Origin of the sequence: Planomicrobium okeanokoites (genome assembly GCF_003428875.1) — a bacterium.
Lineage (GTDB): Bacteria > Bacillota > Bacilli > Bacillales_A > Planococcaceae > Planococcus > Planococcus okeanokoites.
This window is the reverse complement of record NZ_QQRS01000001.1, coordinates 417,223-441,964: the sequence shown is the minus strand read 5'-3', so window position 1 is coordinate 441,964 and position 24,742 is coordinate 417,223. Positions and strand designations below refer to the sequence as shown.

Annotated in this window: 26 protein-coding genes and 1 pseudogene; 20 read left to right on the top strand and 7 right to left on the bottom strand. The window is 42.1% G+C overall.

The window, feature by feature from the left end; translation table 11 throughout:
• Positions 1–20 precede the first annotated feature (20 nt).
• From D2910_RS02270 to D2910_RS02245, 6 genes are all read left to right on the top strand, one after another.
• Complete coding sequence (locus D2910_RS02270; RefSeq protein WP_117312266.1) at positions 21–773, top strand: DeoR/GlpR family DNA-binding transcription regulator; 753 nt, start codon at positions 21–23, stop codon at positions 771–773.
• Positions 770–1,702 (top strand): 1-phosphofructokinase, encoded by a 933-nt coding sequence (gene pfkB, locus D2910_RS02265; RefSeq protein ID WP_117312265.1) that lies wholly within the window; start codon positions 770–772, stop codon positions 1,700–1,702. The genes D2910_RS02270 and pfkB overlap by 4 nt, the downstream gene beginning before the upstream one ends.
• Positions 1,699–3,615, top strand: a complete 1,917-nt coding sequence (locus D2910_RS02260; protein WP_117312264.1) for a PTS fructose transporter subunit IIABC — start codon at positions 1,699–1,701, stop codon at positions 3,613–3,615. The genes pfkB and D2910_RS02260 overlap by 4 nt, the downstream gene beginning before the upstream one ends.
• A 125-nt stretch (positions 3,616–3,740) precedes the next feature.
• Positions 3,741–4,481: an AAA family ATPase gene (locus D2910_RS02255; RefSeq protein ID WP_117312263.1), complete on the top strand. Its 741-nt coding sequence runs from the start codon at positions 3,741–3,743 to the stop codon at positions 4,479–4,481.
• A 394-nt stretch (positions 4,482–4,875) separates the two neighbouring features.
• Positions 4,876–5,106, top strand: a complete 231-nt coding sequence (locus D2910_RS02250) for a hypothetical protein (protein ID WP_117312262.1) — start codon at positions 4,876–4,878, stop codon at positions 5,104–5,106.
• A gap of 56 nt (positions 5,107–5,162) precedes the next feature.
• Positions 5,163–5,357 (top strand): hypothetical protein, encoded by a 195-nt coding sequence (locus D2910_RS02245; protein ID WP_117312261.1) that lies wholly within the window; start codon positions 5,163–5,165, stop codon positions 5,355–5,357.
• Between the two features lie 289 nt (positions 5,358–5,646).
• On the opposite strand, the gene D2910_RS02240 is transcribed toward D2910_RS02245, so the two are convergent.
• On the bottom strand, positions 5,647–6,711 hold the full coding sequence (locus D2910_RS02240) for a peptide ABC transporter permease (RefSeq protein ID WP_117312260.1): 1,065 nt from the start codon (positions 6,709–6,711) through the stop codon (positions 5,647–5,649).
• Position 6,712: 1 nt separating this feature from the next.
• Positions 6,713–7,579, bottom strand: a complete 867-nt coding sequence (locus D2910_RS02235; protein WP_117312259.1) for an ABC transporter permease subunit — start codon at positions 7,577–7,579, stop codon at positions 6,713–6,715.
• A 567-nt stretch (positions 7,580–8,146) separates the two neighbouring features.
• On the opposite strand from D2910_RS02235, the gene D2910_RS02230 reads away from it, so the two are divergent.
• The 9 genes and pseudogenes from D2910_RS02230 (at position 8,147) to D2910_RS02190 (ending at position 15,628) form a co-directional block, all read left to right on the top strand.
• Positions 8,147–8,869 carry a 3-ketoacyl-ACP reductase gene (locus tag D2910_RS02230; RefSeq protein ID WP_084245875.1) on the top strand — a complete coding sequence of 241 codons (723 nt, stop codon included), beginning with the start codon at positions 8,147–8,149 and terminating at the stop codon, positions 8,867–8,869.
• Positions 8,870–9,024: 155 nt separating this feature from the next.
• Positions 9,025–9,486 (top strand): SRPBCC family protein, encoded by a 462-nt coding sequence (locus D2910_RS02225; protein WP_240633547.1) that lies wholly within the window; start codon positions 9,025–9,027, stop codon positions 9,484–9,486.
• Between the two features lie 195 nt (positions 9,487–9,681).
• Positions 9,682–10,134: an SRPBCC family protein gene (locus D2910_RS02220; RefSeq protein WP_117312257.1), complete on the top strand. Its 453-nt coding sequence runs from the start codon at positions 9,682–9,684 to the stop codon at positions 10,132–10,134.
• A gap of 323 nt (positions 10,135–10,457) precedes the next feature.
• A complete protein-coding gene (locus tag D2910_RS02215) occupies positions 10,458–11,192 on the top strand; it encodes a hypothetical protein (RefSeq protein ID WP_133299065.1) in 735 nt (244 codons plus the stop codon).
• A gap of 20 nt (positions 11,193–11,212) precedes the next feature.
• Positions 11,213–11,716, top strand: a pseudogene (locus D2910_RS02210) (GNAT family N-acetyltransferase).
• Positions 11,717–11,810: 94 nt separating this feature from the next.
• Positions 11,811–12,236: an NUDIX domain-containing protein gene (locus D2910_RS02205; RefSeq protein ID WP_117312255.1), complete on the top strand. Its 426-nt coding sequence runs from the start codon at positions 11,811–11,813 to the stop codon at positions 12,234–12,236.
• Positions 12,237–12,312: 76 nt separating this feature from the next.
• Positions 12,313–12,813, top strand: a complete 501-nt coding sequence (locus tag D2910_RS02200) for an NUDIX hydrolase (protein WP_240633535.1) — start codon at positions 12,313–12,315, stop codon at positions 12,811–12,813.
• 147 nt (positions 12,814–12,960) lie between these two features.
• Positions 12,961–14,967, top strand: coding sequence for an ABC1 kinase family protein (locus D2910_RS02195; protein ID WP_117312254.1), 2,007 nt, complete (start codon positions 12,961–12,963; stop codon positions 14,965–14,967).
• A gap of 52 nt (positions 14,968–15,019) precedes the next feature.
• Complete coding sequence (locus D2910_RS02190) at positions 15,020–15,628, top strand: 3'-5' exonuclease (protein WP_084245890.1); 609 nt, start codon at positions 15,020–15,022, stop codon at positions 15,626–15,628.
• A 456-nt stretch (positions 15,629–16,084) separates the two neighbouring features.
• On the opposite strand, the gene D2910_RS02185 is transcribed toward D2910_RS02190, so the two are convergent.
• Both D2910_RS02185 and D2910_RS02180 read right to left on the bottom strand, forming a co-directional pair.
• A complete protein-coding gene (locus D2910_RS02185) occupies positions 16,085–17,689 on the bottom strand; it encodes a pyruvate oxidase (protein WP_117312253.1) in 1,605 nt (534 codons plus the stop codon).
• Between the two features lie 177 nt (positions 17,690–17,866).
• Positions 17,867–18,547, bottom strand: coding sequence for a TrkA C-terminal domain-containing protein (locus tag D2910_RS02180; RefSeq protein WP_117312252.1), 681 nt, complete (start codon positions 18,545–18,547; stop codon positions 17,867–17,869).
• A 167-nt stretch (positions 18,548–18,714) separates the two neighbouring features.
• On the opposite strand from D2910_RS02180, the gene D2910_RS02175 reads away from it, so the two are divergent.
• The 5 genes from D2910_RS02175 to D2910_RS02155 all read left to right on the top strand — a co-directional run bounded on the left by D2910_RS02175 (position 18,715) and on the right by D2910_RS02155 (position 22,176).
• A complete protein-coding gene (locus D2910_RS02175; protein WP_240633534.1) occupies positions 18,715–19,203 on the top strand; it encodes an RNA polymerase sigma factor in 489 nt (162 codons plus the stop codon).
• Positions 19,190–19,915 (top strand): hypothetical protein, encoded by a 726-nt coding sequence (locus D2910_RS02170; RefSeq protein WP_117312250.1) that lies wholly within the window; start codon positions 19,190–19,192, stop codon positions 19,913–19,915. Before D2910_RS02175 ends, D2910_RS02170 begins: the two co-directional genes overlap by 14 nt.
• Before the next feature lie 245 nt (positions 19,916–20,160).
• Entirely contained in the window at positions 20,161–20,370 is a 210-nt protein-coding gene (locus tag D2910_RS02165; protein ID WP_117312249.1) for a hypothetical protein, read from the top strand.
• Between the two features lie 323 nt (positions 20,371–20,693).
• Positions 20,694–21,392 carry a Na-translocating system protein MpsC family protein gene (locus D2910_RS02160; protein WP_117312248.1) on the top strand — a complete coding sequence of 233 codons (699 nt, stop codon included), beginning with the start codon at positions 20,694–20,696 and terminating at the stop codon, positions 21,390–21,392.
• Between the two features lie 88 nt (positions 21,393–21,480).
• Positions 21,481–22,176 (top strand): Na-translocating system protein MpsC family protein, encoded by a 696-nt coding sequence (locus tag D2910_RS02155; protein ID WP_117312247.1) that lies wholly within the window; start codon positions 21,481–21,483, stop codon positions 22,174–22,176.
• An 84-nt stretch (positions 22,177–22,260) separates the two neighbouring features.
• On the opposite strand, the gene D2910_RS02150 is transcribed toward D2910_RS02155, so the two are convergent.
• The 3 genes from D2910_RS02150 to D2910_RS02140 all read right to left on the bottom strand — a co-directional run bounded on the left by D2910_RS02150 (position 22,261) and on the right by D2910_RS02140 (position 24,733).
• Positions 22,261–22,725, bottom strand: coding sequence for an NUDIX domain-containing protein (locus D2910_RS02150; protein ID WP_117312246.1), 465 nt, complete (start codon positions 22,723–22,725; stop codon positions 22,261–22,263).
• Between the two features lie 79 nt (positions 22,726–22,804).
• The gene (locus tag D2910_RS02145; protein WP_117312245.1) at positions 22,805–23,512 is read right to left on the bottom strand and encodes an alpha/beta fold hydrolase; all 708 of its coding nucleotides are present in this window, start codon (positions 23,510–23,512) and stop codon (positions 22,805–22,807) included.
• Between the two features lie 237 nt (positions 23,513–23,749).
• Complete coding sequence (locus D2910_RS02140; RefSeq protein WP_117312244.1) at positions 23,750–24,733, bottom strand: ring-cleaving dioxygenase; 984 nt, start codon at positions 24,731–24,733, stop codon at positions 23,750–23,752.
• Between the last annotated feature and the right edge of the window lie 9 nt (positions 24,734–24,742).

Here is a 24,742-nt window from a genome sequence, read left to right as displayed (position 1 = left end):
TACTAAAGCAGGTGATTGAGTTGTTAACCAATGAGCGGCATGACTATATTTTACGAATGCTCGAAGAAAAAAAGACAGTGAAACTGCAGGATTTGGTTGAAGTGACAGATGCTTCCGAATCGACTTTACGTCGAGACCTGACTGAACTTGAAAGCATGGGGAAACTTGAACGTGTTTTTGGCGGGGCGGTTCTCCCCGGACGAAATTTGCAGGAACCGAGCATGGATGACAAGTCGACCCGCAATTTGAAAGAGAAAAAGTCGATTGCTGAATACGCGGCTTCATTTGTTCAGGAAGGCGACAGTGTATTCCTGGATGCTGGTACGACCACGCTGCAAATGATCCCCTTTATAAAAGATAAGAATCCTGTCGTAGTGACTAATGGGCTGCCACTTGCAGTTGCACTGAATGAAGCTGGCATCACCACCTATTTGACCGGTGGGATGTTGAAGCCGCGAACCGGCGCATTCGTCGGAGCGGGTGCTTTAGCTGCGCTTGGAGCCTATCATTTCGATATCTGTTTTCTCGGTGTCAATGGCATCCATGCCGATTATGGCTATACGACGCCGGATCCGGAAGAAGCCGCCGTCAAGAAGAAAGCAGCTTCCCATGCGAGAAAGACCTATATACTGGCAGATCACAGCAAAGTGAATAAAGTGAGTTTCGCCACAATCATGGATCTCCAGGATGCTGCGCTGATTGTCGATGGAGTGCCAGCTGAAACTTTGCAGGAATATAAAAAAATTACAACTGTAAAGGTGGTTGAAAAATGATTTATACATGTACCGTATCACCATCGATTGATTACACGAATTACTTGCCCTCATTCCAAAAAGGCGCCTTGAACAGAAGTGAAAAAGTGAATTATTACCCGGGAGGAAAAGGGATAAACGTTTCCAGAGTCTTGAAGCGTCTCGGAGTCGACAGTATCGCTTATGGATTTGCCGGAGGTTTTACCGGCCAGTTCATCCAGGATTTTCTGGCAGCTGAAGATGTGCGGACAGACTTTATTGATACCGGCCAGATTTCACGGATCAATATCAAGATCAAAGCCGCGGAAGAAACCGAATTGAATGGACCAGGACCGGAACTGAGCAACAGCCATCTGCAGGAAATGAAAAAGAAAGTGGAAAACATCAAACCCGGTGATTGGTTCGTTCTTTCCGGCAGTATACCAGACACATTGCCGATCGATTATTTCATCTCATTGGGAGAGACCTTGCAGAAACAGAAAGCTCGCTTTGTCTTGGATACGTCAGGTAAAGCATTAAGTGAATTGATCGACAGCCGCCCTTTTCTCATCAAACCGAATATCGAAGAACTGGGGGAATTGTTCCAGACAACCATTCAAAATAAGGAACATGCTGCGGAATGCGCGTTTCAGCTTACTGCCAAAGGCGTCGCCAACGTCATTGTTTCCATGGGGGCTGACGGGGCCATGCTGGTTGACCGGGAAGAGGCTTATTTTGCTGAAGCTCCGACAGGACAAATGGTCAATACCGTAGGAGCGGGTGATTCACTCGTTTCCGGCTTCATCGCTTCATTGTCGAAAGGCAGTTCAAAGGAAGAAGCATTCCGCTACGGCATCGCATGCGGCAGTGCAACTGCTTTCAGTGATGATTTGTGCAGGAAAGAAGAGACAGAAGCATTATTGAATCAAATAAAAGTTCGGCCATTTAAAAGACTGGATGTGAAAAAATGAGAATTACGGATTTATTGACAAAAGAAACGATTGCCATGGATTTAGCAGCTGGTTCAAAAGAAACGGTGATTGATGAATTGGTGAACCAGCTGGATGCAGCAGGGAAGTTGACGGATAAAGAAGCGTTCAAAGAAAATATCTTAGCGAGAGAACAGCAAAGTACAACGGGAATTGGTGAAGGAATCGCCATTCCACACGCAAAATCTGCAGCAGTCAAGCATCCTGCGATTGCATTTGGACGCGCACTTAACGGCATCGATTTTGAATCAATGGACGGCCAGCCGGCGAATTTATTTTTCATGATTGCTGCAAGTGAAGGGGCGAATGACGCCCACTTGGAAGCCCTGTCAAGATTGGCGACCTTTTTAATGGACGAACAGTTCCGAGAAAAAGTACTCGCTGCCGATTCAAAAGAAGCAGTTTTGCGTGCGGTGTCAGAGAAGGAAACTGAAGTTGAAGGTCCGGAGGAAGAAATTATGGCAACCGACGATGTGCCAGATACTGCCGGAAAAAGGATTTTAGCGGTCACGGCCTGTCCGACAGGCATTGCCCATACGTATATGGCGGCTGAAAAATTGAATGACCGTGCAAAAGAGCGGGGCATTTCACTGAAAGTCGAAACAAATGGGTCAAGTGGTGTAAAAAATCGTTTGACTGCTGAAGATATCGCGGCAGCTGATGCGATTATCGTAGCCGCTGATACCAAAGTGGATATGGCCCGTTTTGACGGTAAACCGGTCATTCAGACAGCAGTCGGGAAAGCCATCTATGAAACAGATAACCTATTGGACCGTGCTGTTACAAATGATGCACCGGTCTATAAACACGATAAGTCAAAGGATGATGCAGCTGAATCAGAATCCAAAGGCGGCTTTTACAAACATTTGATGAATGGTGTATCCAATATGCTTCCTTTCGTAGTCGGCGGCGGGATCCTGATTGCTATATCGTTTTTCTGGGGAATTGAAGCGACAGATCCGACAAGCCCTGATTACAATGCCTTTGCTGCGATGCTCAATACGATCGGCGGCGGCAATGCCTTCTTCCTGATGGTGCCTGTCCTTGCCGGTTTTATCGCCATGAGTATTGCTGACCGTCCCGGTTTCGCACCTGGGATGATCGGCGGTCTGATCGCCATCACCGTTTCCGGTGTGGATGAAGTCAGCGGCGGTTCCGGTTTTCTTGGCGGTCTGATCGCCGGATTCCTGGCAGGTTACGTAACGCTATTGGTGAAAAAGGCTTTTGCCGGTTTGCCGAATGCGCTTGAAGGGTTGAAACCGGTCTTGTTCTATCCGGTGTTCAGTATTGCGGTCACCGGTATCATCATGATGCTGGTCAATCCACAGCTGACAAAAGTTTACACTGGCATTTCTTCTTTCCTGGAAAGTCTTGGCGGCACGAATCTGGTGCTTGTCGGTTTGCTTTTGGGCGGCATGATGGCGGTCGATATGGGTGGACCGGTCAATAAAGCCGCGTATACATTCGGTATCGCCATGCTCGATGCCGACAATTTTACATTTATGGCGACAGTCATGGCTGCCGGGATGGTTCCACCGCTTGGCATGGCAATAGCTACTACATTGTTTAAGAAGAAATTCACGAAACCTGAGCGTGAAGCAGGTAAAACAGCATACGTTCTCGGGGCATGCTTCATTACGGAAGGTGTGATTCCATTTGCAGCGGCCGATCCCGCTCGTGTCATTCCGGCATCTATAGCTGGAGCGTCGGTTACAGGAGCTCTTGTCATGCTGTTCGACATCGGATTACGTGCTCCACACGGCGGCGTGTTTGTAATGGGCTTTGTCGAAGGCGGAGCCATGAACGTCCTGCTCTATGCCCTGGCCATCATCATTGGGGCAATCGTTGCTGCGTTGACAGTGGGTATTCTGAAAAAGAATACTGTTACAGCTTAATTAATATGGAGAGCTCTCATAACTATGAGGGCTCTTTTTCTATCTTAAATATGTAATCCGTATGCTAAAATAAGGAAAAATATTATTGATGTCATACAAGACTTTTTGGAAGTAGAGGTGAGAATGTGTTTTTGAAACGAATAAGCTTGCTAAATAAAGACAATGTCGACGCAACACAATTTCCTTTCACGATTCCAGCCATCGAAAACTTTGAAGAACTGGAGCTGACAAGTAATATCACTTTCTTTGTCGGTGAAAATGGATCCGGGAAATCCACGCTGCTGGAGGCAATCGCCGAGAAATGCGAATTCAATTCAGCGGGCGGCGGGCGCAATAATACATACGATGTCCATGCTTCCCATTCAGTATTGGGAAGACATATCCGTTTGTCGTGGATGTCCAAAATTACGAATGGTTTTTTCATGCGAGCCGAATCTTTTTATCATTTTGCCACTCATATCGATGAACTGCAAAAAGACGGAGCCGATGTATACAGAAGCTACGGCGGACGCTCTTTGCATGAACAGTCCCATGGGGAGTCATTTTTCTCTTTGTTCCAGAATCGATTCAATGGACGTGCGATTTATCTCCTGGATGAGCCGGAAGCTGCATTGTCGCCGCAACGGCAACTGGCATTCCTGCGGATTCTGCACGATTTGACGGAGAAAGAAGGATGTCAGTTTATCATTGCCACGCATTCACCAATTTTGCTGGGATATCCGGAAGCGACCATATTAAGTTTTGACGAGGGTAAAATAAAAGAAATCGATTATGAACAAACCGATCATTATCAAATTACGAAATATTTTCTTGATCACCGGGAAAAATTCCTGGAGGAAATTTTGAAGGATGAACCAGAGGAATAACTCTATAGATCGAGGATAAGGAAATAGCCGCATGATTCTATGCGGCTTTTTTGCGTTCATATTGATGAATAATAAAGTTGTTTAATTTAAAACGATTAAAGCGTTCGTAAAGGTATCTGGAAAAAAGCGGACGTTCGTAAAGTGGCTATCCACTTTTACGAACGGTTTTATCTTCAATATAAAAGCTGCTCAAGTAATTTATGAAATGGTGGAAATTAATGTTAATATGGATTTGAAAGTGTTTGGTAGATTGGGATGTATCAAAAGTGCATTTAGGTTACATTCTGTTTTTGGGTAATATGGAATTAGTCTTCAATTATTCTTATTAAGGGTAGGTAAAGTAATATGCGAACGGCGAGTCTAAAAAATGATAAAAACCGAGGTGGTAAGTTTCATGGACTTAATTTTATCAATGGGTGTGGCTGCTTTTGGCTTATGGGGGATTTATGCGAGTATTTTTCTCATTACCAAAGAGAAATTTTTAGAGAATCCCGACTATCGATTTTTAAGGGAGATATTCCCTTTACCTGCAAAAGTGAATTATTGGCTATTTAAAATTTTCTTTTTTGTCGCTGGAAGCATCGTAATGGTTGTAGGCATTCAAGTCTTTTTAAGAGACCTTTAAATTTTCTATGGATAATCTTCAAAGATTAAAAAAATAGAGAAAGGAGGTGTTCACAAATGGCTTCTGCAAAAGAAAAAAAGATAAATAAAATTCTTCTATGGATTGCATTTCCTTTTTTAACCCTGGCTATTATATTATCTCTTACAGGGATTGTGCCTCTTCCACCACAGACTACTATTATAGGTATCATTTTGCTGATTTTGGCTTTGATAACGTTCATTAAATCCTCCAAAAAACAAAACATGAAATAAACAATTTAAGCAGACTTAATATTTTCTAATACATCCCAAAGTGACTTACTTTGAGACAATTTACATTTAAAAGTTTGTGCAATAAAATTTCAAAGAACGAATTTGTAAAAGGCTAAAGGTTTACATATCCCGAATTTATCGGAAGCTGCACAAATAGAAAAATGAAGAGAAGAGGCTGATTAGAGCAACTCTTTTCTCCTTTTCGTCTGTAAAATTGCCCCTTAGAGAACTAGCACAACATTCTTATTTTATTCATTGAGAACCAGCTTAGCTTATATAGAAATTCTCTTTACGAGTCGTTTTTAATCTCTTTGATTTTAGTTGGATAGAGCAATTGAAAAGCTGGACGACTGTCTGCCAAATTCATTTCGTGAAGGTTAGTCTCTTTTTCAAGCACGACTTGATTCTCCTCGGCCAAAACTTGCTCAATGCTAAGCATCATGCATTTCACCGCGACAATCAATAACGTCAACAGGATCAACGGATAAGCGGCGAGCCACGGGTAAGAAGTATACAGGTAGCTCCACCACATGCCGAGCGTGCCGCCCCATTCACTGGAAATGGAAATCGTTCTTGAGACATCAAAGATATCCTTCATGGAAACAGATCCTCCGATAAAAATTAGGAAAACCCCGAGATGTGCCATGAGGATAAGTGTCTGGATAAATTCCCGCATGCTGATCAGAAAGACTTGCGGAACGAGATACGGTTTGATGTGTTTAGTCAAGATGCGCCATTTTCCCGCACCCAGGGTAATGGAAGAAGCGATGAATTCCTTCCGGTAAACAGCTTTTATTTCATTTGCGATCAGCACCGAATTTGCCGGGACAAAGATGAAGGACAGAACGGAAATATAAACGAATAATGCTGACCAGATGCCAATCCTTTCTTCCGTTTCGAAGGTGCCCGTCGTCGGATTAAATAGACTGGAGGGTTCAATCCAAAGCAGCAGGAGAAAGGCGAACAGTGTAATCGGGAAATAATTGACGGCATCGGCGATGTTTTTGACCACACGCTGCAGGAACGGCGGGCAATAATGGAGCGCGATGCCAATCACCACCGCAGGCACGACCCGGAAAAAGGCAATCGCCAGTCCTGCCAGAATGGTGTATTTCGCCCCGACCAGCAACACAAACGCCGCATTCCGGCCGAAAGTGTCCGAACCGAGTGGCGGGAAATCAGCTCCGCTGTAAGGGGCATGCAACGGGCGGCCGTTTTCGTATTGTAGAGGCACTTTTGGTATATAATCATCAAAAAATAGATAGTAGCCCATACTGGTGAGGAACAGCAGGGAGATAAATGTAAAACCCGCGACAAATATTTTTTTTTGGGATAACCGCTTTACTAAGCTCATCTCACCACTCCAATCGTTGGCCGGTCGTCCGCGCAATTAGTACGGAGAACAGCATATATAAAAGGAATATCGGCACATAAAAAAGGATCAGCGCGAACGCAATCACATTCGGCTCCGGATAGCGGATCAAATACGTAAAGAGACCGGAGATATTAAAGAGGCGCTCAAACACGAACATTGACGACAACAGGATAAGCAGAATCGCTTTGCTATGGGTAAAGAAGCTTGGTGTGATATTCCGGAAGATATGGCTGAAAAAGATCGAAGTTGTGGAGAAACCTTGACCTCTAGCCAACTCGACATACGGCTTCTTCAATTCATCATTGACGAGGAAGAGGGTGACCTTGTAAAACATCAGGGCTGGAATCAAAGACAGAGCGACAATCGGTAGCACATAGGATGGATTTTGTGCAGTTGCGGCTACGGAAAACAGCAGAATACCAGACTCTTTCAACACCGCCAGAATCGTGGCCTGGATGACGAGAATGATCAACAAGTCAGGCGTCGATTCCAGTAACGCAGCAACTTGGGTAATCCGGAAACGGATTTTATCCGGCAACAAGATCGTTAAATACGACAGCAGAACGCTCAATCCAATGGAAAGAAATAAGGCAGGCAGGAAAATGAGCAAGGAATATTGGTATAACGGCCAAAAACTCTCGAATATTTGGTGCTCATGTCCCGACAAAGAAGTCACTGTAAGCAGATCAGGTCTGATAAAGGACTGGAGGATATGACTGACACTTTCGATATACAGTCCCCATTCCAGCTGTGGCTGGTCCCGGAACAGACCGGTAAACGCGCTAAGCAAAATGAGACCGATGGAAACAAGCAGAAATTTACTGAGTATAACCGTCATCCACTTCATGACTCTCCCCCTAGAAAAGTTTGCTTCATTCATTATATCGTAAGCGCTTACAAAAATGGATGGAAATTACATTAATTGAATGTACGTATGCAAATACACTTATTACTTTAACTTGTTTGCCACAACAAGCAAGAAAAAATTGGTCTGTATTTCTTCTGCATGATTCTTTTAAACACAGCTTTGAAAGTAAAATAAAACCTTAATCACAAACTAGAGTTTTTAAAAGAGAATTAAAGTTTACATATGATTGCTTATCGGTAGTTCCATAGGAAAAGCAGGTACTTTCTATAAGATGTCTGCTCTTTTTAAACAACGTTATATTTTTTTATATCAATTATATCTGGATTACATCAGAAATTAACCAACTTAATTTTCAGTTTTGTAAAACGTGGTCTTGATATAGAGGAATACCTGAGTTTGTTTTTAAACAGGTTTATTTCTAGCCAATAGTTCATTGAATCAGGAATATGCTGCTCCTCAAAATATGAAGTGTAGATTTTCCGGAAAAGGGAATTCCTAAAAAGAAGCTTTTATTAAAAAGTATGCAACAGGGAAGGAATGAACTTGATGGCACAATCGTTGAAAGGCAAGACAGCATTCATTACAGGAGCGGGCAAGGGAATCGGGAAGGCGACGGCAATTGCCCTGGCAGAAGAAGGCGTCAACATTGGATTGATGGCACGGACAGAATCCGATTTGAAGGCGGTGGCGGAAGAATTGGAGAGCCGCGGTGTCAAGGCGAGCTATGCCGCAGCCGACGTTTCGGATATGGAGCAGGTCAATCAGGCAGTGGAGAAACTGACTGTCGATCTTGGTCCGGCGGATATATTAATAAATAATGCCGGAATCGGCACATTCGGCCCTTTCCTCGAAATCGATCCAGCCGAGTGGAAAAAGATGATCGACGTCAATTTGATGGGGATGTATTATGTGACACGCGCTGTTCTGCCCCAATTGATCAAGAAAAACGGCGGGGACATCATCAATATATCCTCGATGTCCGGTGTCAAAGGCACAGAAGGCTCCAGCGCCTATAGTGCTTCAAAATTCGGAGTGCTTGGCATGACAGAATCGTTGTCCCAGGAAGTCCGCAAACACAATATCCGTGTTTTTGCGTTGACGCCTAGCCTTGTTATCACTGAATTTTTCGGTGATGGCAATAAACCGGAGAAGAGTGAAGAGAAATTCATGCAGGCAGAAGACCTGGCTGAATATATGGTTGCCCAGCTCAAGCTGCACCCGCGGATTTTCATTCCAAAGTCGAGCTTGTGGGCCACTAATCCATTCTAAAAACAGCTGCGGATAGTATTTTGGCGCTTACGGATAGTATTATAGATCTGAGGATAGTATTTTAAAAATGCGGACAGTATTGTGTTGATTCCAGATAGTATCTCCAATTATCTGGAAGATAGAGCAGGGCAATCAGAAGGGGAAGTGGTCATTTGGTGAAATGGAAAGAAGAAATGATGATTAAACAGCCGATTGAGAAGGTTTGGCAGCTGTTTTTGGACGAAAACGCCAAAATTCTCTACCCGAAACTCGAAGATCATGTGCTGGTGGAGAATGAAAACAATGAAACTGGCGCAAAACATGCCCAAAGTTATATGGAAGGCAAACAGCTGCAGACCTATATCGTAGAGACTAAACTGTTTGAAGATACACCTAACAAAAAAGTCCGCCACACCCGATTTGAGATGAACGGCCTCTTTGAAGTCAATTATGTCTTCACATTGGATAAAAAAGGCGAAGATCTTACGCTGTTCACTTATGAGGGGACACAAAAAGGACTGACAGTTACAGGGAAAGCCATGCTGATTGCCGGCAGCAAGAAAAGACGGAACGAAACAGTTATCGATTTCATGCAGCGGGTTGAAACCAAGGCTGAGAAATTGGGAAAAAATAAATGAGACTGAAAAAGCCTGATTTGACAGTGCACCTAAAATTTAGTTTTTACTCTAATTTTGGGATTGCTGGCATTTCAGGCTTTCTTTAATTTTCTTCTTGGGAAGGATATACTGATAAGAATCAGAAAAGTTTAAAAGATCAACTTAACCCTCGGCTGAACTCGATGAATTTTTGAAATATGGAAGGAGAGATCGATCATGATTGAATGGGAAGTAGAACGTGTCATCGATCAGAATATCGATAAAGTGTGGACGCTGTTTGCAGATGCAAATATCAAAAAAATCATGCCTCAAGTTGAGAAACATGAGCTGATTGAAAAGACGGAGAAAGAAATCGGTGCCAAGCATATGCAAAGTTATAAAGAAGGAAAGCGGACTGAGACATATATCGTGGAGACGCTTGCTTACGAAGATAAACCCGATAAAAAACATAAACAGATTTTCTTTGTGATCGGTAAAGCTTTTGAAATAGATTTATGTTTTTCCTTGATAACGTTAGGGGAGAACAAGACAAAATTGATTTATTCCGGATGCAACCAAGGCCGCAATTTTATCGGCAGGGCGATGATGAAAATGGCAAGCAATAAAAGCAATTCAAAAACAGTGGAAGCGTTCCTGGACCGTGTCGAACAGGAAGCGATGAACTTATAATTCAATATCAGCGGAAGAGGAAAGTGTTCTTGTAAATTTTACAGAGAGTAAGTATTTATGGTTAAAGATAAAGAGACGTTTATATTGAATATATGTAGTAAACTACATAAGGATTATCTGTAAAATACAATACCAGTCAACAAGAGACAAATTGAACTAAAAGGTTCTCCAATTAACGATATCAAAGTAATGGATAGGAATCGATAGTGAATAAATGGGGGTTTTTACTAATTAATCATCACGTTTAACAAATTAATGGAAATTCTTAAGGAAACTGTAACCTTTTCTGTTTTATTTCGCCTAAGCTTAAAAGGGGTGTTGAAATGAGAAGAGAATGTATTATATTACTGGCTTTAACAACCTTAATGGGATGTTCTTCGCCGTCGGACGTAAGCACGGGACAAAGTCCTTCGCAGCCGGCACAAACCACTCAGTCTGCACAGCAAAACGACGAATGTCCTGATGGCATCATAGATTGGGTAGATGTTTTGAAAATAAACGATATCCAGTATTCTGCGTTATGGAATGAATCAATACCGGTTGAAGAGAATATGAAAGGCGATGTGGTGGGGGAAGTAAGCTATCAAATGGACGGTAATGCCTGTTCGAATCACCAGATGCAGAACGGTGATGCAGCGTTTTTGGAAGTGGGAACTGAAGTATTCGAATTTATTGGCTACGATTCCGATTTCCGTGTAATTGCTAATGATGTGATTTACGAAGTGAATGAAAATGAGAAAGCCCAGACGATCGGTGATCTTTATGATATAGAAGGAAAAGTTGTGGGAATGAGTCTAAGAAGCTATTTCGACGGGAGTTTCATAACGGATTTGAAAGAAGAACATTGGAAGGAATTTCTCGATGAGTATTTGGCTCTGGAATACGTTGGCTTTGATAAAGTGTATGACGAAATCGGCAACGAGGACAGTGCATTCCTGGATATTCATTTGGAAGATGGCACTTCTTTGCGATTCGGTTATTGGACGGAAGCCAATGTGGTCAATCCAGGTGCGTATGCCAGTGAAAGGATGCTTGAGATCATCGAGCAATATCAATAAAAAAAGAACAGGAGAAAATAATGAGCATCCTAATTCGTGACATGAAAGAAGAAGACATTAAAGAGGTCCAGCAAGTTGCGAAAACGAGCTGGAACGACACATACGAAGGGTTAATTCCTGCATGTATCCAGGAAAACTTCTTAAATTCAGCTTACAGTGCTGAAATGTTGAAGCGACGCCTTGCTGTGTCTTCACTATATGTTGCTGAAGCTGACGGAAAAATTGTGGGCTTCAGCAATTTCTCGAAAGTAAAAGAAGGAGGGAAAGTGTAGCTGGGTGCTATTTATCTGCTTCCTGGGCACCAAGGAAAGGGATTAGGATCAGCTTTATTGAATGAAGGAATAAACAACGCACGGAATGTTTCACAAGTGTTCGTGAATGTGGAAAAAGGGAATGAGACGGGTGTTAACTTCTATAAAGCAAAAGGGTTTAAAAAATTATCTGACTTTGAAGACGATTTGGAAGGACATATAACAAGTATGATCCGCTTGGTGAAAGACCAGCTTAATGACAGAGAAATTTAACGTTAACTCTAATAGTATATGTAGATAAATACAAAAGGATTTAATAAAAAAACAAAAATGTAACAAGAAGTCAAAAGACTCAGGAGGCAAACTTATGAATGCTAACTACCCGAGACATATTGTTGCGGTTTCTGCGTATATAACAAATGAAGAGGGGGAGGCGTTGCTTGTCAAAGCGCATTGGCGCAAAGATACGTGGGAGCCGCCAGGCGGACAAGTGGAACAAGGCGAAGCGTTGGATGGGGCTGTGCGCAGGGAAGTTCTTGAGGAAACTGGGATAGAGATTGATATTCATGGAATAACCGGTGTCTATTACAGCGCAAGCAGTGAGATTTTATCTGTGGTGTTTCGAGCAACTTGCGGCATGTCAGAAATCAAGATACAGCCGGAAGAGATTTTTGACGCGAAATTTATTGCTTTAACAGAAGAAAATATCGAAAAATACATAACGCGTCCACACATGGTTTCCAGAACATTGGACGCCATGCAGGCAAAAGAGTCCATTCCATACGAGACATAGGAAGCCAGACCTTATAATTTATTAGGAAGATTAGAGAAGGCGAAGTTTAAAGTGTAAACTATAGGAGATGAACTGGATGAAGGATCAACTGCAAATGAAAAACTTTCCAAAACATATAGTCTCAGTTTCTGCATATATTACCAATGTACAAAACGAAGTACTACTGGTTAAAGCTCAATGGCGTAAAGATACATGGGAATTGCCTGGTGGACAAGTGGAATTGGGCGAAGCTTTGGATGATGCTGTATGCAGGGAAGTTTGGGAGGAAACAGGTATTAATATAACAGTGCAAGGCATTACTGGAGTTTACTATAACAGCACTAGAGAAGTTTTGACGATTGTATTCAGAGGATTCACTAATAATAATGATATTACTATTCAGCCAGAAGAGATTCATAAAGCTGAATTTATAAAACTTTCACAGAAAAATATAAGCGATTACATTACAAGGCCCAATGGTTTGTCCAGAACACTTGACGCCATGCAGGCAAAAGAGTCCATTCCATACGAGACATGGGAAGCCCGACCCTATAATTTACTGGGCCGTATCGAAAAGAAAAAGTTGTCCATCACTTAAATAGTAGAATTGAAAGTTCCATCAGCGGTATACAAATGCCTCCTATAGGGAGGTTTTTTTATTAGTTAAATTAAAACTCCCTTTTTTGATATACTGAATGAAATGGTATTGACTATAAATTCTGAAATCTTGAAAGGGGTCGCGGTCATGGGGTTTTTGAAGTTTTTTCTTGAGATATTGGTAATAGCGATCATCATTTATATAATCAGCGGCCGTTTGATGGGCCCCAAAGTCAATTTCCGGAAAAGGGTGCTTTCGGTTTCATTGGGGGTTGTACTTACCACATTTTTATATTGGTATTCCTATTTGCGTTTTACCGATTATATGGATTTGGATACTATCCAAATCGTTCAAGATGAAACATCTATCCTGTGGATTGGCAGTATGCTGCTGATCTCGATGCTGCTGTATCTGTTCCTGGAATTATTCGATCCAATGGAGCTGGGTGAATCAGGTGATCCAAAAACGGGCAAAGATTTCTTTTTGGTCCGTTGGAGAAGCCGTTTGAGAGAACAGAAACGGCTAAGCAGAATCCTGGAAATCTCTGTACGCAACGGATTTTCGCAAGCCCTTGATTTTGCCCGGCATCGGGGGGAGAATGACCGGGAATTGGCACGTGCTTTTCGCGTAACGCTTGAAGAGAGTGGCGGCATATTCATTAAATTCGGCCAGATGCTTTCCACCCATAGCGAGTTGTTTCCGCCTGCATTTATAAAAGAACTGGGTTCATTGCAGCAAAACGTCAAACCGTTGACGAGTGAACAAGTAGAGCGTCTATTGAATGAAAAGCTGCCATATCGGATAGAAGATGTCTTTGCTGAAGTGGATAAGGAACCGATTGCCGCGGGATCCATCGGACAAGTTCATAAGGCACTTTTAAAAAATGGTGATGAAGTGGTCATTAAACTGCTGAGGCATGATATCCGTGACATCATGCGGGATGATTTGAATTTATTGCTGGACTTTACTGAATGGCTCTCGAAGAAATCAGCATGGATTGATAATATCGGTATCCGCGATTTAGCAATCAGTTTTGCCAACAGCATGCGCGAAGAAGTAAACTTCAATATTGAGATACGGAATACGATTCAGTTGGGTAATATTATGAAAAAAAGTGAATACCATGTCAAAGTTCCAAAAGTTTATACAGATTTTAGCAATGACAAAATCATTGTTCTGGAATATCTGGAAGGCAAGAGCATTGCCAAAGGACAGGAGCTGTTCGACCGTTACCAGGTGGACCGAAGCGAATTCGCGCGAACTGTCCTTTTCTCTTATCTGGAACAGATGTTTTTCAACGGTATTTTCCATGCGGATCCGCATCCAGGTAATATCTTTATTGATCGTATGGATGGCAGCCCGATTATTCTGGATTTCGGTGCAGTCGGCAGGCTGTCTGATGAACAGCAAAAGGCATTGAATCTGTTTGTAATCGGAATTCAGCAAAATGATGCTGGAGTCATGACTGATTCTGTTTTGTCACTTGTTCAGGACAATAGTTCTATTGATCGTAAAAAATTCGAATATGCCATCAGCCAAAGTCTTATGCAAGTCTCATATATCGATAAGATTCCGACACGGGAACTGATACATTCCATGTTTGATATCGTACGCGATTTCAGCTTGAAGTTCTATCCGCCGGTCAGTACAGCTTTAAGGTCTTTGATTGTACTCGATAGCACTATCCATATAATGGATCCGACTTTTCATATGTTTAAAGAATCTAAAACATTCGCCAAAAAGTATAAAGCTTCTTATCTGTTTAAACCCTTTACACAACCTTCAGCAACTAAAGAAAAATTGGAAGAAGAGCTGGCTGTATGGCTTCCGGAGTTAATGAAAGTGCCTAAAAGACTAGACCGTCTTGTTCAGCGTGTTGAATCCGGCAAAGTGATCCTGCATCATGACGTATTTTCAGATAAACATAATTCCATGTTCGTCACGCAATTATTTTCACGCTTCGTATTGCTGATGACCGGCATCACATTCGGTCTCGTGTCAGCGGCTTTATTGGCCATTGCGCAGTTTATCGACACCACATATGCGGTATATTTAAATATAGCGTCTTACGCAGGGCTGTTTTTAAGTGTAGTATTATTGGTCAGACTGTCGATACAGGCAATTCGTGATATGAAACGAACGAGTGGCCTATAGGACGCTGTATGCTCACGCAGGGACACTGCAGGAGCCAAAAGGAGTGGATTAGATGGAACGACCGAGTCCAAGAGAGATTCTCGAACAGAAAATGCGCGAAACCCGTCCGTCCTGGACGCGAAATGCTCCAGCAAAGCCGCGTAAATATAAAGCCAGTATGAAACGGGTTGATGATTACGTTGTACTCGATTTTGAGACGACCGGCCTGCGTGCCGGCAGTGATAAGATCATTCAAATCGGCGCCGTCAAATACATTAACCATATGCATAAGGACACCATGTATTTAACGATTAATCCCCAACAGCATATTTCAAGCACGATTACACGTATCACAGGCATTACAAATGCTGATGTGCGTGATGCGCCGGTTATCGAGGAAGTTGCGCATGAATTGATCCAATTCATCGGAGGATTGCCGATCATCGCGCATAACGCGCCGTTTGATATGGGATTCCTGTACGCATTGGAGGAAATTACGCCGATTCCGGAGTATACGGTAATCGACACAGTAAAACTGGCGCGTAAAGTAATACCAGAGACACCGAACCATAAGCTGACGACTTTATCAGCGTTTCTGGAGCTTGAGCATAATGCGCACGATGCGCTCGGTGACTGTCTGGCAACAGCTGCGATTTATCAGTTTTGTATAGACCGTTTGTAATTTAATTAAGAATGAAGCACGCAAGCCGCTAATAAATGTGGTTTGTGTGCTTTTAAGTTATAAAGAGGCGCAGTAGCAATAGACAAGTGAAGGCAAAGTGAGAAGAGGAGCATCACTAGGTGTTTGAAGTAAAAATATAATTAAGTTTACATAATATAAATTATAGGAAGTTTAGTATCAAAACATAAGTATACTCATTATATTGAGACGAAAGCGATTTTTTAGCCAAATCAGGCTTGATTTCATCTTATTGATTATCAATGTGTTTTCGTTCATTTGAATACGCCGCAGTTTTTATCTTTTTGATAGCTCATTACTGAATTGAATTCAAATCTTGTCTCAAAATAAAAAACGAAATTGCTTTGTTTACGATCAGCAATTCCGTTTTGTGTTTAAGTTTTCTTTATTGATACTGACTGCTTCTTAAAATTTTCTTAATACATCTCATATCTAATTTTACATCGTCTCAAAATCAATATCTTCCACATACGCATCAATTACTGCAGCTTTGTTGCCGGCTTTAGCCATATCCAGCGCTTCTTTCAGTTCATGCCGGTTTTTAGCTGTATAGCCAATACCGCCGCAAGCTTCAGCAATCATCGCGAAATCAATATTTGCCAATTCGATATTCGTCGGTTTATTCCCCATTTCTTTCTGTTCCGTTTCGATCAACTGGATTTTCTGGTTATTCAAAATCACTATGATGATTGGCAGATCGTATTTAACTGCTGTAACGAAGTCTTGCATACCCATTGAAAATCCGCCGTCACCGATCAATGCGATTACCTGTTTATCCGGATACGCCAATTTCCCGGCTATTGCGCCAGGCAAACCACAGCCCATCGTCGCTATCCACGCAGATACAATCATTTTTTGATCTGTAAGCTTTAAATAACGCGCTGACCACAATGTCACACTTCCTACATCAAGCGAAACGACTGCTCCAGGCGCCAAAATTCGCTGCACTTCTGCCATTACATGCTGCGGCTGCAGCTGCTCCGTCTCTTTGGCCATCTCCTGCCCCAATTTTTCGTCCCATTTATCACGCTTTTCTTGAGATTTTTTAAGAAAATCATCACTTTTAGGCTTGATATTATCAATAAACCAAGCCATGACCGGTTCCAATTCACTGGCAATGCCAATAGTTGCCGGATAATATTTACCGATTACAGCCGGATCGATATCTATCTGAATGGCCGGTGCATCATTTGGCAAATAATCCCGGTATGGATAGGCAGTACCTGCTAATATCAGAAGATCCGCTTCCTTCATCACTTCCTTGGCCGGTTCAGTCCCTAATTGCCCGAGATGCCCCATATGATTGGGATGCTCGTCGGGAATCAGGCCTTTAGAAGGAAATGAAGCGATTAACGGCGCTTTAATTTCTTCAGCAAACATCAATAACTCGGCAACTGCACCTTTAGCCCCTTTGCCAGCTAAAATGACAGGTTTTTTTGCTGAATTAATCAGATCTGCAGCCTTTTCAAGGTCTTCTGCCGCCGCTCTTATATTAGGCTGCGAATACAATGCTGATGTCATGGGCTTTTCATATTTTATCTTCGTACTGAACAGATCATCCGAAACAATCAGTATAGCCGGACCATTTTCTGCGTACGCAGTCCTGATTGCCTGATTCAGCATATCCGGCAGCTGTTCAGCTGTCTGTACCCGCCTATTGTATACAGCCACCTGCTCAAACATCGATTCCAGCTTCAATTCCTGGAAATTATCCGTGCCGACTAAATCACTGCTTACCTGTCCGACAATCGCCAGCACCGGTACTTTGTCTTTTTTCGCGTCATACAAGCCATTTTGCAGATGGACCGCTCCCGGTCCCGCAATCGACATGCAGACGCCGATTTTGCCGGTCAGTTTGGCATGTGCTGCAGCAGCGAGCGCACCTGTTTCTTCGTGACGGATCTGGATAAACCGGATGTCATCTTCTTTCCGTAATTCTTCCATGAATTCATTGATTGAGTCACCAGGCATCCCGTAGATATGATCTGCTTTCCATTCCTTCAGTAAGTCTGTAACGTATGCTCCCGCTTTTTTATCAAACATCGGACCACTCCTTTAAGTCTTTGAATAACAGTCGATGACTTTAAATGTTCTTTCATTTCATTCCCTTTCAAGGGGCAATACTAACCACTAAATGGCTGCTCCACTTCGAAAAGAGGAGCAGCCATTTAAACCTTTATTATAAATTCATTTCTATTGTTAAGGGTTTCTCACTCTCAATTAAGTTTCATCTTCCGACAGCATCTCTTTGTACCTCTCTTTGATATGGTCTTCTTTTCCGATGATCATGATTTTATCCCCTTCCTGCAGTTCCACTTCGAATAGATCGAAACGCAGGATTTCGTCTCCCCTTCTTATGATCAGGAGGACAACGTCCAGACTTTCCTCGACCAACGTCCTTCCCTTCTGACCGATATAATCGGATCCATGTTTTATTTGAATAATGGCTACCATTTCTTCTTCGTCAAGGGCAAGCGCTGTCTTCATAGGCCAATCTTCCAGGTTGTATTCGGTGTCCATCTCATGCTCAAAACGATCCTCCAATCTGTTAAAGACCGATTTATTCTTGAATATAAATAAAAATACGAATAGAATCCCGATAATGATCAACAGCAGTTCTATTCGCAGGTCATTTGAAAGGATCGTGGCGATTGAAGATATGATTACGGCCAAAGAGAAATAACCGAATAAAATTAAACCGCTGCTGATTCTTCTCCGTATCGGATGATCAATAATCAATGCGGATTCTTGCGTCGTAAACCCGGTTCCAGTCAACATCGAGATGACTTGATAGCGGGCAATTTCCTTTTCCAGACCGGTCATATGAAAAAGAATGACTCCAATTTCAATAACCAATGCAATAATCACTGCATAGAGTGCTATAAATGCAAATTCCCACATAGAACCACCTCGTGTATTATAAATTTCCTTCCTCTATTATTTTTAAACCAAGTGTAATTCTCTATAGGATTTTGCAGCTGATGTCTGTAAAAGAATTGAAAAAATGGTTATAAAACGATACTTTCATGTGGGATGTTCGTCTATCCTTGTATAAGGAGGCGAAAATCGTGAACAGTGATCGCGTTTACCGATATATTTTTCTGTTAGTCCGCAATAAGGAAAATGCGGAAGATCTTACACAGGAAACATTTTATAAAGCTTTCAAAGGCTTGTCTTCATTCAATGAAGAAGCTTCCCCTGTCACCTGGCTGCTGAAAATCGCACGGAATGTCACATATGATCATTTCCGCAGGAAACGGGTCGTCCGCTTTTTTTCATGGGGCGATGAATATGATCAGGAAGCTGCATCCATCGCACCGGAAGCTTCAGCAGAACGGAAAGAACAAGTGATGGAGTTGCATAATGCCATTAATGGCCTTAAAAAAGATTATCGGGATGTCATCATCCTTCGGAGAATCCAGGAATTATCAATCAGAGACACGGCATACATACTGGGCTGGACGGAAGCTAAAGTGAAAACGAAATCCGGTCGGGCAATGGATGCTTTGAAGCAAGAATTAGCGGGAAAGGATGGCGTTATTCATGAATCTTTCTAAAAACCAGGATCAGCTTTTCAAGGAATTGAATAATATTGAACGTTCTCAAGAACTGAAAAAAGCGACGTATCTAAAGCTGCAGAACCGGATGCAAAAGAAACGCTCCTATCCTGTAATGCCTGCTGTCATCTCCGTCGCACTTGTTGCAGTCACCTGTTTCCTCGTTTTCTCATTCCTGAATGATCCTCCGGAAACTGCGGGGCCTCCTACAGATGTGGAAGCGATTGAAGAAGTGCTGAACACACAATTGAATAAACCTGAAGATGAGTTCTTCGACATCGTTTATGCGAAATGGCAGCGTATGGAGGAAGTCTATGCTGCAGATACTGAACTTACCAGCGATCCCATGGAAGGTACTCTTGAATTACTTGCCTATGATGAATACATCGAGAAGCAATTCAAACCATACTTCACAGACAATGGCTTCGACAACTTCAAAGTCCAGCCCATGGATTTCCATTATTTCTTCGCTATGGACAATCAGCGGAATTATGAAATGGAATTATTGGATCTGGACATCGAACAAAGTGAAAATACTTCGACAAATTACTCGTTCTCCGCAGAAGTCGAATATACCGATCCCACAGGCGGATCGAATGTATATAACCTGATGGGCAAGGCAATTGTACCCGAAAAAGGTAAAATCGGAAGCATCCAGTTTACAGATGTCGATGGTCTTCAGCAGCAAATTTCGGATGACGCCAATTCTTAAGAGTTAAACCCAATTAAATTTATCAAATATTTAATATTTTCTTTACTTTACATCAACAAATGGTTATTGTTTAGTTACAGCTACAAAATACCAGAAAAAAGGCCTTCCTTTTTTGCAACAGCGGCGGCTGCCCCTCATATAAATCAACCTGGTTGTGTATCCCAGACATTAGCGCTGACGATAACGCCGAAAAGGATTTTATTCTTTTCGGCGTTATTTTTCGGCCAGCTGAAGGAGTGAAAAATATGAAGTATTTTATCGACCACAAGAGTAAACGCATACACTCTCAGCAATTTGCAGGAGATTCCTGCGGGTTTGTTTCAACCCCGATTGCATACAGGGAATTTACGAACTGCCCTGCCTATGTGAAGCGGCTGATTGAAGACGAAAACTATTCAAAGTGTACAAATTGTGTTTCCGCTCCTACTAAACTCCATAAAAAGTCGATCAGTTGATAATATTTCGCCGGCACTGTAAATAGATCTGGGCTATTTTGACTTTCTTTACAAGAATAAAGAGATTCTGTATAGTAGACTTATAAAAGTAATTAAACAAGGGTGTGGGAACAGTCCGGCACTTCGACTTCTTCCCAACATTGCGCTATATGAATCAGGCAGAGTATTTCAGACAATAGAGCTGACAATAACGCCAAAAAGGAATGGAACATTCTTTTTTGGCGTTTTTTTTTGTTCAAAAATTTAATTGAACGTTGTTTTTTGTTTGAGAACTTGTTTGATCTGTCCGCTTGTCCCCATTTGTTATAAAAGGAGTGTTGCTTATGCCTGAGAGTCAGGCTGTTCAGTCACAGATTTCAAGCTATATATCAAAGTTTCTGAAAGACCATTTCGGCGAAAACCCTGAAGAAATGGAAGTACAATTTCACCCTCCCTACCTGTTGATTCATTTAAACGGTTTTTTATTGCCTCCTGAAAAGATGCTGCTCGATCGCCAGGAAAACAAACGGGTGCTTGAGAGCAGAGATTTAATGATGAATTCATTGAAGAATGATTTTCTTGAAGGTCTTGGCTCAGTTTCTGACTTTAAAGGAAAAGAACTATTCTTCGATTGGAATTTGGATAAGGAAAGTGCATTGCTGCTGGTAATTGCCGGCAACACTGATGCTGAAAGCGACTTTTCCGCTCCTCTTGGCGTACTTGAAGGACCCATAAAAGATATTATCGAAATGAACAGCTCACTTACACAGAAGAAACCGGAAAAAACAGAGTTGTTTTGGCTGAACAGCGATATTCTCTTGATTAAACGGACCGGCATACTGGTGGAAATAGAGAAACAATTGATTAAAAATGGTGCAACTGACAAATTAAAGCTGGCTAAAAGGCCATTGGAATACAGGATTACAAAATTCTTCAACCTGGACCATTTCTTGCCCAGCCCCGTTGAAGAGATATTTGTCGATTGGGATTTTCATCAGGAATACAGTTATATGGTGTTGATCCTGAAACGTTCTACTTCTTAAAAATTACAGTCATAAATGGAATTATTTTCGGCTTATTGCATCGGATACTTATGCCATACAATTGCTAGGTGGAAAGGAACTGCATCTCATGCTCAAAGAAAGAAGTATTGAAACAGAAGTAGGCGGATTTATATCGACGCTGTTGCGGAAACATTTTGGTAAAGGTCCTACTTCTGTTTATGTAACGATTAAACGACCTTTTATCATTATGCATTTCAGAGGTTTTACAACCACGATGGAGAAAATCCTTTTGAAGCAAAATGAATGGAAACGTGTATTGGAGACACGGAATTTATTGGTTCAGGACTTGAAACCCATTATTCGCCGACAATTGATGGAAATTGTGGGATGGACAATCGATGAATTTTATGTTGACTGGAATCTTGATTTTGAGACCGGTACATTTCTCGCCGTTTCTTCTGAAAAGGCTGACCCCCTTAATTTCGAATGGCCATCGGAGTATGACAAAGTCATCTTTGATATGAAACTTGAACAAGTTTGTAAAACATTACAGCGTAATCTCCATCAGACAGATACATATTGGGTCAATGACCGGACATTGTTGATTTGTTGGTCGGGCGTCTTAACCGAAATTGAAAAAGCGTTGATCAGGAATGGCCATAGTGAAATCCTGAAATATACCAAACGGCCGCTTGAGCGTTCGATGCTCGAAGCAGCGGGATTCGAATCTGTCTTTGAGAAACGGATACAGGAAATTTTTCTGGATTGGGACAACGAGTCCAATATCGGCTATGTCATCATGGTAATGGATATTAAAAAATAAACAGACACACTCGTCCCCTTTTATAGTTTCTGCATTAAAAATCCGGTTTGCTGAAAGAAGCAAACCGGATTTTTTATTTCGTATTCAATTAACGTCTCCCAGATAAATGGGTGAATCGATTCCTTTTGCCAACTGCTGCAATGGATGGACAATTGCTTTGGGATAGATGCGGTAGTTCGCCAACTCTTCAATCAGCAGCCAAACAACACCTACTTGGTGAGAATCCGGGTTCGTCGGAGGCAAGTACTCCAGTGTTGCTCTATGAGGCTTGCAGCGGAAATAATATTCAATCTGGTGGACTGCTGAATCAAAAGAGGCGTGTTCATGATTTTTGCCGATGTATTCTCGCATATGGAGCAGTTCTTTTACATCGACACCCGCTCCCGCTTCTTCGAGGCATTCCCTCTTCAAAGCCTCTGTCAAAGTTTCTCCGTGATTTTGCCCACCACCAGGAAAAAGATAAAAAGACCCTTCCCTGTCTTCGTTTTTTGTCAGCAATATCTTTCCGTTTTCAATAATAACTGCTTTTGCTGAATTTCTGATCTTCAACTTTCATTTCCCCTTTTTAAATACTGCATTATCCATGTCGATACGGCTTGAGATGAAATCTCTAATCACATTATAATTTCTATATATTTAATAGAAATCGTCCCGTCACTTCTGAATATGCTTCAGGCTGTTCGCTATGCACCAGATGGGAAGCGAATGGAATAATGGAAATATGGATATTTTCTTGTGCAGAGCTATATTCGACAGCACTGCGGCATTCGTGTGGACTGCTTTCTCCAGCAATCACTAATATGGGACAAGCTATCGCGCTTAAATCACTTGTTTCATTAAAAGGATACCAATCTTCAGATTGACCCAGTTTGATAAACCTTTTCCAACCTGCTCCGTGCAGCTCCGTAAAATAGGAAACGGCTTCTGCGTTATCCAATAGACCGGCTTGCATATCTGCATCCTGCTGATGCAGAATTTTCCAATTGCTTGGTTTCTCTTTCGTCACTCCAGATAAAATTAAGGTTTTAACTTTATCTGGAAAGCGTTTGGCAAAATAGATTGCTACAAGAGCCCCTAAAGAAGCACCGGCTAAATGCACTGATTCAAGTCCCAGGTTTTCAAAAGTTTCGTTCAGATCATTCGCAGAATCCTCGAAGAAATTGCTGATGTCCATTGAGGCCGACATCCCATGTCCTCTCAAATCGGGTGTAATTACTTGATAGTTTTCACTGAATAAAGCTTGTTGCTGGATAAAATCGGTTTTGGAAGTTTGAAGCCCCGTATGCAAAAAAACGATCGCCTCACCGCTCCCTTGAATTTCAGTATGTAAAATCATTTAAAAATTCCCCTCTCTGTTTTTACGAACAATTTTGCAGAAATGAAAGTTTCATAAATTCTTTCTTCTCCTCCTGCGCTAAGTCTTTCTCTTAATCATATATGAAGAACATACATTTTTTTAAAAAAATATGGAAATTATCAGGAAATCGGACAGAAAGATATTATTTTGGACAATGAAAAAAGATGCCAATCAGGCATCTTTTTGTCGGATAAAGATTTCAAAGGAAACTTTCTCTTATAGATATTCCTTTTCGATATTGCGTGTGCTTCGCACTGTGTCAATTGGCCGCACCATTTTTTCAATCCGCTCACGCTGTGCTTCGAGGAACGGCGGCAAGCTCAGTTTTTCTCCTAAAGTTTCGTAAGGTTCATCTCCCAGGAAGCCAGGGCCGTCTGTTGCCCATTCAAAGAGGATTCCTGGTGCTACTCTTGCGTACAGAGATTCGAAGAAGAAGCGGTCGACATAGCCCGAAGTGCCGAAGCCAGCAGACTGCATGTGATCGATCCATTCATTCAGTACTGCGGTATCATGGACGCGGAACGCTGTATGGTGCACGGTGCCGAACCCCTGCTGTCCGGCTGGCAGAATGGCATTATACTCGACGATGACCTGTGCTCCGTTTCCGCCCTGTCCCATTTCGAATAAATGCAGCGGACCTTCTTTGGCGATTTCGCGCATCATCATCACTTTTTCCAGCACTTCTTTCAAATAATCAAATTGGGCGATCCGGATATGGATCGGTCCCAAGCCAGTTATGGCGAATTCCAGTGGCACAGGACCATTCTGCCACGGCGTACCCGCCTCCACTCCTTCGTTCAATTCATCTGATACCAGCATATATTGCTGGTCGTCAAAATCGGAAAAGGATACCGTCTTCTTGCCGAACAATTCCTTGATGCCTGTATGTTTCACTTCATATTTATCAAAACGTTTTACCCAAAAATCCAAAGCGTCATCAGTAGGCACGCGGAAAGAGGTCTTATAGATTTCATTCGTTCCATGAGTTCCTTTAGGAATGCCCGGGAAATCGAAAAACGTCATGTCGGTTCCTGCTGAACCCTTGTCGTCGGCAAAGAATAGGTGATAAGTCTGGATGTCATCCTGATTGACAGTTTTCTTCACCAGCCGCATGCCCAATACGTAAGTGAAAAACTCATAATTCTTTTCAGCACTGCTTGTGATAGCTGTTACATGGTGGATTCCTTTTAATTCATTCATAGATTTATC

Bases quoted from the DNA above. Each gene is read 5' to 3' on its own strand.
- D2910_RS02155 (WP_117312247.1), top strand. From the start codon at position 21,481: ATGCTCAAAGAAAGAAGTATTGAAACAGAAGTAGGCGGATTTATATCG.
- D2910_RS02245 (WP_117312261.1), top strand. From the start codon at position 5,163: ATGGCTTCTGCAAAAGAAAAAAAGATAAATAAAATTCTTCTATGGATT.
- pfkB (WP_117312265.1), top strand. From the start codon at position 770: ATGATTTATACATGTACCGTATCACCATCGATTGATTACACGAATTAC.
- D2910_RS02140 (WP_117312244.1), bottom strand. From the start codon at position 24,733: ATGAATGAATTAAAAGGAATCCACCATGTAACAGCTATCACAAGCAGT.
- D2910_RS02230 (WP_084245875.1), top strand. From the start codon at position 8,147: ATGGCACAATCGTTGAAAGGCAAGACAGCATTCATTACAGGAGCGGGC.
- D2910_RS02190 (WP_084245890.1), top strand. From the start codon at position 15,020: ATGGAACGACCGAGTCCAAGAGAGATTCTCGAACAGAAAATGCGCGAA.
- D2910_RS02240 (WP_117312260.1), bottom strand. From the start codon at position 6,711: ATGAGCTTAGTAAAGCGGTTATCCCAAAAAAAAATATTTGTCGCGGGT.
- D2910_RS02215 (WP_133299065.1), top strand. From the start codon at position 10,458: ATGAGAAGAGAATGTATTATATTACTGGCTTTAACAACCTTAATGGGA.
- D2910_RS02180 (WP_117312252.1), bottom strand. From the start codon at position 18,547: ATGTGGGAATTTGCATTTATAGCACTCTATGCAGTGATTATTGCATTG.
- D2910_RS02165 (WP_117312249.1), top strand. From the start codon at position 20,161: ATGAAGTATTTTATCGACCACAAGAGTAAACGCATACACTCTCAGCAA.
- D2910_RS02235 (WP_117312259.1), bottom strand. From the start codon at position 7,579: ATGAAGTGGATGACGGTTATACTCAGTAAATTTCTGCTTGTTTCCATC.
- D2910_RS02170 (WP_117312250.1), top strand. From the start codon at position 19,190: ATGAATCTTTCTAAAAACCAGGATCAGCTTTTCAAGGAATTGAATAAT.
- D2910_RS02250 (WP_117312262.1), top strand. From the start codon at position 4,876: ATGGACTTAATTTTATCAATGGGTGTGGCTGCTTTTGGCTTATGGGGG.
- D2910_RS02260 (WP_117312264.1), top strand. From the start codon at position 1,699: ATGAGAATTACGGATTTATTGACAAAAGAAACGATTGCCATGGATTTA.
- D2910_RS02205 (WP_117312255.1), top strand. From the start codon at position 11,811: ATGAATGCTAACTACCCGAGACATATTGTTGCGGTTTCTGCGTATATA.
- D2910_RS02200 (WP_240633535.1), top strand. From the start codon at position 12,313: ATGAAGGATCAACTGCAAATGAAAAACTTTCCAAAACATATAGTCTCA.
- D2910_RS02220 (WP_117312257.1), top strand. From the start codon at position 9,682: ATGATTGAATGGGAAGTAGAACGTGTCATCGATCAGAATATCGATAAA.
- D2910_RS02185 (WP_117312253.1), bottom strand. From the start codon at position 17,689: ATGTTTGATAAAAAAGCGGGAGCATACGTTACAGACTTACTGAAGGAA.
- D2910_RS02195 (WP_117312254.1), top strand. From the start codon at position 12,961: ATGGGGTTTTTGAAGTTTTTTCTTGAGATATTGGTAATAGCGATCATC.
- D2910_RS02160 (WP_117312248.1), top strand. From the start codon at position 20,694: ATGCCTGAGAGTCAGGCTGTTCAGTCACAGATTTCAAGCTATATATCA.
- D2910_RS02145 (WP_117312245.1), bottom strand. From the start codon at position 23,512: ATGATTTTACATACTGAAATTCAAGGGAGCGGTGAGGCGATCGTTTTT.